The organism is Gammaproteobacteria bacterium (assembly GCA_016712635.1).
Classification (GTDB): domain Bacteria; phylum Pseudomonadota; class Gammaproteobacteria; order SZUA-140; family SZUA-140; genus JADJWH01.
On sequence record JADJQS010000001.1, the window covers coordinates 605,661 to 616,826 of the forward strand.

12 protein-coding genes are annotated in these 11,166 nt (G+C 60.6%); 5 read left to right on the forward strand and 7 right to left on the reverse strand.

Annotation, left to right across the window (positions count from 1 at the left end):
- The first annotated feature begins 185 nt into the window (after positions 1-185).
- The 4 genes from IPK65_02740 to IPK65_02755 all read left to right on the forward strand — a co-directional run bounded on the left by IPK65_02740 (position 186) and on the right by IPK65_02755 (position 4,198).
- Entirely contained in the window at positions 186-2,339 is a 2,154-nt protein-coding gene (locus IPK65_02740) for an adenosylcobalamin-dependent ribonucleoside-diphosphate reductase (GenBank protein MBK8162093.1), read from the forward strand.
- 35 nt (positions 2,340-2,374) lie between these two features.
- Positions 2,375-3,058 (forward strand): NrdJb, encoded by a 684-nt coding sequence (locus tag IPK65_02745; protein ID MBK8162094.1) that lies wholly within the window; start codon positions 2,375-2,377, stop codon positions 3,056-3,058.
- A gap of 156 nt (positions 3,059-3,214) precedes the next feature.
- Positions 3,215-3,448, forward strand: coding sequence for a hypothetical protein (locus IPK65_02750; GenBank protein MBK8162095.1), 234 nt, complete (start codon positions 3,215-3,217; stop codon positions 3,446-3,448).
- A gap of 417 nt (positions 3,449-3,865) precedes the next feature.
- Positions 3,866-4,198, forward strand: coding sequence for a c-type cytochrome (locus tag IPK65_02755; protein ID MBK8162096.1), 333 nt, complete (start codon positions 3,866-3,868; stop codon positions 4,196-4,198).
- Positions 4,199-4,561: 363 nt separating this feature from the next.
- On the opposite strand, the gene IPK65_02760 is transcribed toward IPK65_02755, so the two are convergent.
- From IPK65_02760 to IPK65_02790, 7 genes are all read right to left on the reverse strand, one after another.
- Positions 4,562-4,726: a rubredoxin gene (locus IPK65_02760; protein ID MBK8162097.1), complete on the reverse strand. Its 165-nt coding sequence runs from the start codon at positions 4,724-4,726 to the stop codon at positions 4,562-4,564.
- Positions 4,727-4,737: 11 nt separating this feature from the next.
- Positions 4,738-5,355 (reverse strand): outer membrane beta-barrel protein, encoded by a 618-nt coding sequence (locus tag IPK65_02765; protein ID MBK8162098.1) that lies wholly within the window; start codon positions 5,353-5,355, stop codon positions 4,738-4,740.
- Positions 5,356-5,866: 511 nt separating this feature from the next.
- Complete coding sequence (locus IPK65_02770; GenBank protein MBK8162099.1) at positions 5,867-6,079, reverse strand: hypothetical protein; 213 nt, start codon at positions 6,077-6,079, stop codon at positions 5,867-5,869.
- Between the two features lie 114 nt (positions 6,080-6,193).
- Positions 6,194-7,282: an ATP-dependent Clp protease ATP-binding subunit gene (locus tag IPK65_02775; GenBank protein MBK8162100.1), complete on the reverse strand. Its 1,089-nt coding sequence runs from the start codon at positions 7,280-7,282 to the stop codon at positions 6,194-6,196.
- A gap of 54 nt (positions 7,283-7,336) precedes the next feature.
- Positions 7,337-8,386: an aliphatic amidase gene (locus IPK65_02780; GenBank protein MBK8162101.1), complete on the reverse strand. Its 1,050-nt coding sequence runs from the start codon at positions 8,384-8,386 to the stop codon at positions 7,337-7,339.
- Between the two features lie 807 nt (positions 8,387-9,193).
- Entirely contained in the window at positions 9,194-9,781 is a 588-nt protein-coding gene (locus IPK65_02785; protein MBK8162102.1) for a DNA-3-methyladenine glycosylase I, read from the reverse strand.
- 169 nt (positions 9,782-9,950) lie between these two features.
- Positions 9,951-10,436, reverse strand: coding sequence for a cytochrome P460 family protein (locus IPK65_02790; GenBank protein MBK8162103.1), 486 nt, complete (start codon positions 10,434-10,436; stop codon positions 9,951-9,953).
- 89 nt (positions 10,437-10,525) lie between these two features.
- On the opposite strand from IPK65_02790, the gene IPK65_02795 reads away from it, so the two are divergent.
- Positions 10,526-11,098 (forward strand): winged helix-turn-helix transcriptional regulator, encoded by a 573-nt coding sequence (locus tag IPK65_02795; protein MBK8162104.1) that lies wholly within the window; start codon positions 10,526-10,528, stop codon positions 11,096-11,098.
- The last annotated feature ends 68 nt before the right edge of the window (positions 11,099-11,166 follow it).

Consider the following 11,166-nt stretch of genomic DNA (forward strand, 5'->3'; position numbering starts at 1 on the left):
TTCGGCGCTCGAATTATAAAATCATCACATTGTTTTACATGGATATTATTCATGCATCCATCCAGACGTGGAGACGATTGCCCCCATCCCATACAATGACCCGCCCCCTGGCCATCAACACAACATCTTGTGTTGACGGCCAGGGGACCGCAGAAAAACGATAACGATAAGGAGATACACCGACGATGGAATCTGTACACCTGCGTGTAGTTGCAAGCGACGCCGCTGACATCCCGCTGCAAGCCGCCTCCCGTGACATCTGGGATAAAAAATACCGACTGAAGAGCAAAAGCGGCCGTGTACTCGACCAGACCATCGACGACACCTATAAGCGCATCGCCCGCGCACTGGCGGACGCGGAGGAAACGCAGGAAAAACGTGACCAATGGTACGAAGAGTTTCTGTGGGCCCTGCGTACCGGCGCCATCCCGGCCGGGCGAATCGTCTCCAACGCCGGGGCACAGGACCACAAACCGGCAACCTCGACCATCAACTGCACAGTCTCCGGCACCATCGAGGACTCGATGGACAACATCCTCGGCAAGGTGCACGAGGCCGGCCTGACGCTCAAGGCCGGCTGCGGTATCGGCTATGAGTTCTCCACGCTGCGGCCGCGCGGCGGCTACGTCTCGGGCGCCGGGGCCTATACCTCCGGACCGATGTCGTTCATGGACATCTACGACAAGATGTGTTTCACGGTGTCCTCGGCGGGCGGGCGCCGCGGCGCGCAGATGGGCACCTTCGACATCGGGCACCCCGACGTGATCAACTTCATCCGCGCCAAGCGCGAGGACGGCCGCCTGCGGCAGTTCAACCTGTCGCTGCTGATCACCCAGGAATTCATGGATGCGGTCAAGAACGACCGCAGCTGGCAGCTGGCGTTCCCCGCGTCGCCCGCGATGATCGAGAGTGGTGAACTCGAGCTGGACAATCCCGAGCAGGTGGTGTGGCGCGAATGGCCGACCAAGACCGGCTACATCACCAACGAGTCGGGACTGGTGGCGTGCAAGATCGAGCGTACGATCAAGGCGCGGCACTTGTGGAACCTCATCATGACCTCCACCTATGACTACGCCGAACCCGGCTTCATCCTGATCGACAAGGTCAACGAGATGAACAACAACTGGTTCTGCGAGAACATCCGCGCCACCAATCCCTGCGGCGAGCAGCCGCTGCCGCCCTACGGCTCCTGCCTGCTGGGATCGATCAACCTGACCAAGTTCGTGCACGATCCCTTCTCCGACCGCGCCCGCTTCGACTGGGACGCATATCGCAAGGCGGTCGCGATCTTCACCCGCATGCTCGACAACGTGGTGGAGGTCAATGGCCTGCCGCTCGAACAGCAACGCAACGAGATCCGGAACAAGCGCCGCCACGGCATGGGCTATCTCGGGCTTGGCTCCACCATCACCATGCTGCGCATGAAATACGGCGCCAGGGACTCGCTGGAGTTCACCGAACGCGTCACGCGCGAGATGGCGCTGGTGGGCTGGGAGACTGCGCTGGATCTGGCCATAGAGAAGGGACCGGCCCCGATCCTGGAGCAGGAATTTCCCGTCACCGCGGAAATGCTGCGCAAACGGCCCGAAATGGCGCGCGACGGCCACCGGCTCGGCGACCGCATCAAGGGCAAGATCCTGCACGCCCGCTACAGCCGCTACATGCAGCGCATCGCCGAGGTTGCACCTGAGCTGGTGGACCGTCTGGCCGACATCGGGGCACGCTTCACCCACCACACCTCGATCGCCCCGACCGGCACGATCTCGCTGTCCCTGGCCAACAACGCGAGCAACGGCATCGAACCCAGCTTCGCCCATCACTACTTCCGCAACGTCATCCGCGAAGGCCGCAAAACAAAGGAAAAGATCGACGTCTACTCCTTCGAACTGCTCGCCTACCGCGAGCTGGTCAATCCCAAGTCGGTGCCGGGCTCAGACAAGGAGGGGGAGCGCCTGCCTGAGTATTTTGTCTCGGCCGACGACATCACGCCCAAGGAGCATGTGGATGTGCAGGCTGCCGCGCAGAAATGGGTCGACTCCTCCATCTCCAAAACGGCCAACGTGCCGAGCGACTACGATTACGAAAAATTCAAGGACATCTACTTTTACGCCTATGAGCAGGGCCTCAAGGGCTGCACCACCTTCCGCTTCAATCCGGAGGCCTTCCAGGGCGTACTGGTCAAGGAAAAGGACCTCGAAAACACGGTCTACCGCTTCAAGCTGCTGGACGGCACCGTAGTGGAGGCGAAGGGCAATGAGGAGATCGAGTACGACGGCGAGACTCACTCCGCAGCAAATCTGTACGATGCCCTCAAGGAAGGCTACTACGGCAAATACTGACGGTTGATCATACTCAGCGTGGAGAAACCCCGGTTATGGCGATAAAGATTGACAACAAGATCGTGGGCTACGAAGTGGCCAGAGACGAGGCCGATGCGGCAGAAAGCGCCCAACCGGCTTCCAACATCATTCATATGCACGAAAAACTCGAGCGGCCGGACATGCTGCTCGGTTCGACCTACAAGGTCAAGACGCCGCTCACCGAGCATGCACTTTACGTGACGATCAACGACATCGTACTGAACCCAGGCACGGAACACGAACTGCGCCGGCCGTTCGAGATCTTCATCAACTCGAAGAACATGGACCATTTCCAGTGGATCGTGGCGCTCACCCGCATCATCTCCGCCGTCTTCCGCAAGGGCGGCGATGTCACCTTCCTGGTGGAGGAACTGCACTCGGTGTTCGATCCGCGCGGCGGCTATTTCAAGCGCGGCGGAAAATTCATGCCCTCCCTGGTCGCCGAGATCGGCGACGTCATCGAGAACCACCTGCGCTTCATCGGGCTGATCAAGGGCGACCGCCTCGACGATCATCAGAAGCAATTCGTCGCAGCGAAACGCCGAGAATTCGAGCAGTCGCCCGGCCAGGCAGGCGGTGACGTTGGCGGGTCTTTTCCTGACGGAGCCCAGCTCTGCTCCAAATGCCACACGAAGGCAATGATACAGATGGACGGGTGCCTGACCTGTCTCAATTGCGGCGAATCCAAGTGCGGTTAAGCGCTCCGCACGGGGCACGGGTCCGATCGCCCGCGCCACCGAGATGATAAGCAATTGTTTCTACGAAATTAAGCTTATGTTCCACTTGATAATTTCCTGTTGTGTTATACTTCGTATCCGTACATAAAATATATGTATCCGAGAGAGGAAATATATATGTCAGTGAAGCAGAAAGCGGTGGTTGGCAACTGGTATATGAACATGACGGGCCAGTTGATCAAGGTATGGGCCGTTGGCTACTCCTCCGGCCGTCCTGCGAAAGTGGTGATCGAGTACCTGAACGGAAAACGCAAGATCATCGGATTCAGCGACTGGTGTTCGCTCGATTTGGAAATCCACCTGTACAGGGCTGCACGCCGACAGGGTGGTAACGAAGAGCTGCACCGCTGATATAACTACAGTCCGTCTCACGCTTCACGCCTCGGCCTGCCAGGGCGGGAGTGTACAGCAGCGCCGCAAGTGCGCGCGGGTGGTGGCTCTGGTTTGCTGTCTCGGCGTACTGAGACAGGCGCGGACATCCATAATGGGTTGTACCCCACCTCTCCTGCCTGGACACCAAGGACGAGCACCCGTCCGGGTGCGCATCGCAACTCCCTGATTCATTTTTCTGTATCTTCGCAGGCGGCTTGACATGCCAAAATGAACATCGGCATAATGAACCGCCAATTTTCAGGGCAAACAATAATATTCGAGTTCAGCCAAGGTATTCGGCTGAATTCCGAATCGCATCGCAGCCGTGAACAATGAGCTGCGGGCTCCTTTAAGATCACTATAACGAAGTCACGTCCGTAAGGAGGGAGTATTATCATGAAATTACGTTGGTTGAATCTGACGGCCGCCGCCGCTTTAACCCTGGGCGCAAGCCAGGTCATGGCTGCCGATATGCCCCCGCTGGCAGCATCCAGTGGCTGCACCGCCTGCCACGCGATCGACAAGAAGGTCGTCGGCCCGTCTTGGTCGGATGTCGCCAAGAAGTACAAGGGCGACGCGGGCGCGAAGGATGCCTTGGTTAGTAAGGTCAAGGCCGGTGGTAAAGGCAACTGGACCGAGGTGACCGGTGGCGTCCCGATGCCCCCCTATTCACCGCGCGTCTCCGATGCCGACATCGCCACGCTCGTGGATTTCATCCTCGGCCTGTAATACTCCGGCCACTGCGGTACCGGCAAAAGCCAGCCTCAAGAGGCTGGCTTTTGTTTTTATCGCCCTTCTGAAATCGTGTTGACCCCACCGTATCGATGTCCTGCCGCGGAATTTACAGTCGCATCTGTGTCGCGCGACGCAGCCCGGGCATCCCCCGGACAAAATAAATAATGAGAATTATTTGCATTTTATATTGGGCGCCCGATATACTGCCTCCCATGATGTCCGGCTGATCTTCAACCAACCACGCGTATGACCCTCCTCACAGCGCGTGTCTCGGGAGCGCAATCTGCGCTCCCTTTTTTTTGATGAAGGCTGATAACAGCTTCCATCACCGGCTGGCGCTCATGGCCGCAGATTTCGTCAGACCTCGATCATTTCAAAATCATCCTTGCCGGCCCCGCAATCGGGGCAGCGCCAGGTCAAAGGTACATCCTGCCAGGCCGTACCGGGGCTGATGCCATGCTCGGGCAGTCCCAGCGCCTCATCGTAAATGAAGCCGCAAATTACACACATGTATCGCTTCATGTTCACCGTACTCAATAGAGCGGGTGCATCACACCCATCGTCGCAATCGCTGCAGTAACCACCTCGCGGTTTGCGATACCAACGGCGGTAACTTCCACGCTACCCCGGAGCCGCCAGTCACCCCACACATTCACCTCGGCCCCCAAACCTCCGATCAACGATCCACCATCGTCATTGAAGCGGTGGATATCGTTGATCGTCTCGTTGTACCGTGCAAGCGAATCCCACATGAACAACCCGCCCTTGAGAAACATGGCCAGATTCAAGCTGTCCAGCGGCCAAAGCGCGAGCCCCTGGATCGATATGCCGTCTACCTCAGTCCTGCCCTCGATCGGCCCCGCATCCCAGATGGAGCTGACACCGTTGGAGGCACCGCTGAAAATCGTGTCGGTCAAGCGCATATAACCGACCTCCAGTGCAAAATGGCGATGCAGACGATAGCCGGCGTACAGCTGATATCCCGCACCTGATGTCTCGATCTCGGATGTCGTGATCGAACTGTCCGACCAGAATTCCTCGTCCATGTCTACCAGACTGCTGCCCGCTCCGCCGCCGACATACCATCCGGTCTCCTCCGCATGTACGCTGGCTGCATAGCCCGGCATGAGGGCAGCCAGCGAGGCGATCATCCCAAGATGCTTATACCAATGCATATATCTCACCCATGTCTGTAAATCCGCCGCTGAAGCTCGACCAAACTATACAGGTAGAGGTAGCCGACGGCCATTCTCCAACATCCTGCCGGCGTGATACAACGAAGAAGAGGTATGCCCTGACGATCAGAATCCTGGTTGCCGGTGGCATCAGCTCGACTGCAGCTTTGTCCGGGCGCGGTTACCGACATACCGCGATATCGAAACAATCCCGTCCGTACGCGGCCTGTCAGGCGCGAGTCGTGCAATCCCATTTTCTCCAGCACTGCCCAACACGCTGGAGGACGCATGACCTGTGCCACTAAGTAAATCCTTAGACGTTCGCGGTCAAGCCATGCTTCTATCGTAAGATGCCGGCCTGACATGGAAGTTCCGCGCGATTGGATCATCCGCAGATGACACCCGATCCGGAGTGCCCCGTGCGCCGCTCCAGGACATGGCCCGACGTGGCGCCGTATATCCCTGCGGGATAGGGCCGGCGATTGCGCTAGCCGCCTTGTTCTTCCATGAGATCACGGCGACGGATGTCCGTTTCCTCCAGCATCGGCGCTATCTCCTGCGCCTTTTTGTAGGCGTTTTCCTGTCCCTTCCAGACATGATCGCCCGTGCGGTCTCCAGCCTGATCATCGGGTTGATCGCCGCCTGTGCAGCCGAAGAACGTCAGGCACGCCGCGAGAAGTAGATATCGGTGATGCGCCATGGAAGCCTCCCGGGTTCAGGTCCCGCACAGATCATGGTTTTGTATCGGATTCCCGCCGGAAAATCATAAGGCTGCCGGAAGGAGCACGGCGGTTTACCTGCGGTCAGCGAACAACTAGGAGGGCAGCGCGCAGTAGAACCGGATACCGCCACCTTCGAGCCGCCCGATCAGCCGGCGCCTCATCGTTCCGTCGGTGATTCGAGCTGAACGGGCAATCACCTCCACCAGCACAGCTGTCACATCGCATCGAAAGGATCGCGCGATGGCACGAGCTCCGAAACGGCGGTCGAATCCACGCCACGCAAGCCAGGCACGTGCGGGCGGATCGAGCGCGACAGCCCAGCCGGAGAGCGCCAGGCGGGCATTGAGGCGGCCGAGTTCCAGCTCGATGAGCGCATCGCATGACTCGGGCTCCAGACTGTTGAACATGATCACGCGGTCGATGCGATTGATGAACTCGGGGTCGAAGGTTCGGTGCAGCGCCACGTCCATGATCTCGCCGATGCGGCGGCGCCGGGCCGCAATGGAAACGGGCACAATGCGGCGCCAGCCGCGGCTCAAACCATCTTCGTAGCGCAGGATATCGCGCGCGGCAAGATTGCTCGTCATGAAAACCAGCGCATTGCGGAAATCCACGGTTTTTGCCCCCGATGACAGGGTCAGGCGGCCGTGGTCAAAAACATTGAGCAGGGCCCGGATCACTTCCTTTCCCGCCTTTTCGATCTCGTCGAAAAGCACGATCCCGGGACGGCCAAAGCTGCCCCCGATCAGTTCGATATCCAGCAGCGTCGCACCTTCCCGGCTGCCCACATAGCCGGGAGGAGCGCCGGTGATTGCCGCCGCGTAATGGTCCTGGGCAAGCGTGTTCATATCGATGCGGCAGCAGGCATCTGGACTTCCGTGGATCGACTCGGCGAGCACACGTATCAGCTCGGTCTTGCCCACACCGGTCGGCCCCAGAAATAAAACGACCTGCAGCGGACGGCGCGGATCGCCGAGATCCGCCTTGACCAGGTTGAGCAAGGATTCAATCGCTGCGAGGGCCTGATCCTGGCCTACGATCCGGGCGCGCAGACGCGCCATGACGGCTTCCGGACTGAACTGAAACCGTGATGCCAGACCGCCGGGCGCAGGGTCTGATGGCGCGCCGAGAATTCCCTCGCCCCGGTTAAGCTCGGTCAGCATGTCGTTGATGAAGGGCATCGCTCTTCCCGACTGCCCCACCAAACCCCGGCACGGGTATCCGGTGCCGTCCTGTTACCGCTGCGCAGCGGACTTTTCCTGCTCCTTGCAGGGCAGCCCACCTACCGGACACTCGGCGACGCCGATGGTGGAGCGCGTGAGTTTCTCGACGCCCTGCTGCGCCTTTTCCGCATCCATCACCCAGGTGCGATAAAATTCAAACGGACATTCGGCCACGCCCTTGTCGCCGTCGCCGGAGTTGTAGATGCCGGTATAGCCGCGATGCAGCAGCTTGAAGAGGTGGTTCTGCGCCTGGTCGTTTGCGCGCGCGTCGCGGATTGTGGAGACAGAGAGCTGGGCATACTGAATCCCCATCTCTTCCTCGCCGCACTCGCCCAGGGTACGCCCATCGAAGCCGATGATGGCCGAGTGGCCAAAATAGGAATAGACACCGTCGAAGCCGGCGGCGTTGGCGACAGCCACATAGCAGTTGTTCGCCCAGGCCATCGCCTTGGCCATCATCACCTGCTGATCCTTGGCGGGATACATGTATCCCTGGCAGCGTACGATCAGCTCGGCCCCCTTCATGGCACAGTCACGCCAGATTTCGGGATAATTGCCATCGTCGCAGATGATGAGGCTGATCTTGAGGCCCTTCGGTCCCTCGGTGACGTAGGTGCGGTCGCCCGGATACCAGCCCTCGATCGGACACCAGGGCAAGCATTTGCGGTATTTCTGTACAATGCGCCCCTTGTTGTCGATCAGCACCAGGGTGTTATAAGGCGCCTTGCTCGGATGCTCCTCATGCCGTTCGCCGGTCAGCGAGAACACTCCCCAGGTATTAGCCTTGCGGCAGGCCTCGGCGAAGATCTCGGTCTCCTCGCCCGGCACCGTGGCCGCCGTCACCATCATTTCCGCCGGGTCGTACATGATCCCCATGGTGCTGTACTCGGGGAAGATCACCAGGTCCATGCCCGGCAGACCGGTCTTCATGCCGACGATCATCTCGCCAATGGCGCGCGCGTTGGCGAGCACCTCGGCCTTGGTGTGGAGCCGTGGCATTTTATAGTTCACCACCGCGACGCCGACTGTATCCCTGCTGCTGGAAATATCACCATGCCTCATAGCTTGCCGCTCCTCATGTCTCTGACTTGCATTGAACTGATCAACAGACGCAATCCTGCAGATTAGCCGCGCATCCTGCGTGTCGACCGGCCAGCAAGCCGGCGCGCGCCATGACGGTACATCCATCCATCAAGGCGGGTGAAGCCGCCACGTCCTTGTGGCGAACAGTCCACCTCACGACCAGAGCAGGATGCATGCCAAGGCGGGAATCAACGAAAAGTCAGTGAGTTGCTAAAGTTGTCCCGGTACCGTTGTGCCCGGTGCGCACCACGCCGAAACACGTGTTGCACCTCGAGTGCGCAGCGGGGTGACCCGAGGCCCGTTCCCGGCCGCAGCTGGTGGATTGTCTGCAGCGTCACGGGAAAGGGACCACCGGTCAGCTCATCGGTACTGCCTCCAGGTCTTCATGAACATCCCACCTGAAGCGTGGCGTACAGATGGCGAGGAATACCAGATACTCTGCGCCGTACTGGTGATCCGCCGGGGACACAGCGGAGGGATGATGACTACGTCCACCGGATGCAGGTCCAATGCGCCCTGAACCGGCGATAATCACATACCGCTCTCGGGTCCCGGCCGCCCCGCCCCCGGGGGCGCCCCCCCCGGGACCCCCGGCCGCGCGCGGGAAACCCCGCCCCCCCCCGGGCCCCCCCGAAGCCGGGGGAGGGCGCCCCCCCCCGCCCCCAAGGTACCCCCCCCCCCCCACCCCTGGGACACAACCCCCCCCCGCCCCGCGCCCCCCCCCCCCCGCCGGCGGAGGGCCCCCCCCCGGCGGATGGATGGCGCGCAACATGCATCACGCGGCCACTATATCTGCCGGTACTTATGCGTGATTTCCGGGAAACGAAAGCAATCCGTCGTGTGGTCATTCACCAGGCCGCAGGCCTGCATGTGCGCGTACATGACGGTACTGCCGGTGAACCTGAAGCCGCGGCGCATGAGGTCCCGGCTGAGGGCATTCGACTCCGGCGTCGTTGCGGGAATCTGTTTGAGATTCCGCCGTCGATTCACGATGGTCCTGCCGTGGACGAAACCCCATATGTATTCGTCGAAGCTGCCGTACTCCTCCTGCACGGCAAGGAAGGCGCGCGCGTTGGTGACGGCGGACTCCACCTTCAGACGGTTGCGGATGATGCCGTCGAACTGCAGCAGCCGTTCGACCCTGGCCGGGGAGTAGCGCGCGACAATGTGTGGATCGAATCCGGAAAACGCCTTGCGGTAGCCGGGGCGCCGCTTGAGAATGGTGGCCCAGCTCAACCCGGCCTGCGCGCCCTCGAGGAGGAGGAATTCGAAATGCACGCGGTCGTCGTGCACCGGGACGCCCCATTCTTCGTCATGATATTTCTCATAGGCCGGAAAGGTATCCCGTGCCCACTGGCAGCGATTGAGTTTCATAAGAGCGGTGAAGTCGTGCGGCCCCCGGCGATGACGGAACCCGTGGCGGACCTATGGTAGCATCCGCACCGGTCGCCATGCAGGCGAGGGTTCGCACACGGCGCCCGCCCCACAAACAGGACGGGGCCGGCATGTACATGCCGGCCCCTGTGCAGCATGGGCGCCGGCTTCAGTCGCGCAGGGCGCTGAAGACGTACGTCGTGGCCTGCTGGGAGGCGTGACAGTCATAGCAGGACTTCCCGCCGTCCTGCGTCAGGCGCTTGGTGCGACTGTCACCGGCAAACCCCTCGAAACCCCACCCGCCAGTATCGGCAAACCGTTTGGCATCCCGCTCCATCACCCCGACCAGCTTCCGTGCACCCTCCTGCAGGCTGCCGCCGCCCTCGCTGTAATCCAGCAGATCGAACACCAGCACGGCGCCGTCCTGGTAACGGCCGTCGCGCAGACCCCTGATACCCTTGTCGTTGGCGTAGACATGATGAATGCCCAGAAACGGGTTCTCCAGGGCGTGCCCGGGCAATATCACCATGGATTTGACATGCTGCCATGCCCGGTACCCCTCCGGATAGCCGACACTGCCCGACCCGGTTGCGTACCCCGCCGCCGCAAGCCCCAGAACCAGCGCCCCAACCGTTGCCACCCTACGCAGCTTCATGACCGACCCTCCTATTTGGTTTCGAGTCGATACTTTATGGAGGTGCACCGGTATTTGTCAAGACCGTATCGTGCCGATACCATAGTCATATGGATCGATCGGTACTGCTCGAGTACATCGAACGCATAGGAGGCCTGTTGCGCGCCGAACAGCGCGCCGACGCCGGTGCCTTTGGCCTGCAGCCGGTGCACATCGACGCGCTGCGCTACCTGGAACGCTGCAACCGCTACAGCAACACCCCGGCGGCGCTCGCGGCGTACCTCGGCTCGACCAAAGGTACCGTGTCACAGACCCTGAAACTGCTCGAGCAAGCCGGCTATCTCAGCAAGACCGGAGACCCTTCCGACGGCCGCGTGGTGCACCTCGCGCTTAGCGCCAAGGGTCGGAAAATTCTACAAAAACTCGCAATTCCTGCACGCTGGAGCCACACCCTCGAGCGCGTGGAGGAGGGGCGATGCGAGGAGGCGACACGCACCCTCAGGACCCTGTTGCAGCACGCCCAGCTATCCAACGGATACCGCACCTTTGGAGCGTGCCACAGCTGCCGCCATCTCATCGGCGCGGAAGGAAGCGGATACCGCTGCGGACTGACCGGCGAAGCGCTCTCGCCAGCGGATACCGCGCGCATCTGCTACGAGCATGAACCCGCCCCCGCGGCCTGATTCCGGCAGAGTGTTAAACCTGTATTCAGCCTGTATTTAGCTGGAGTTATCAGTCGCTTGTGCCGATA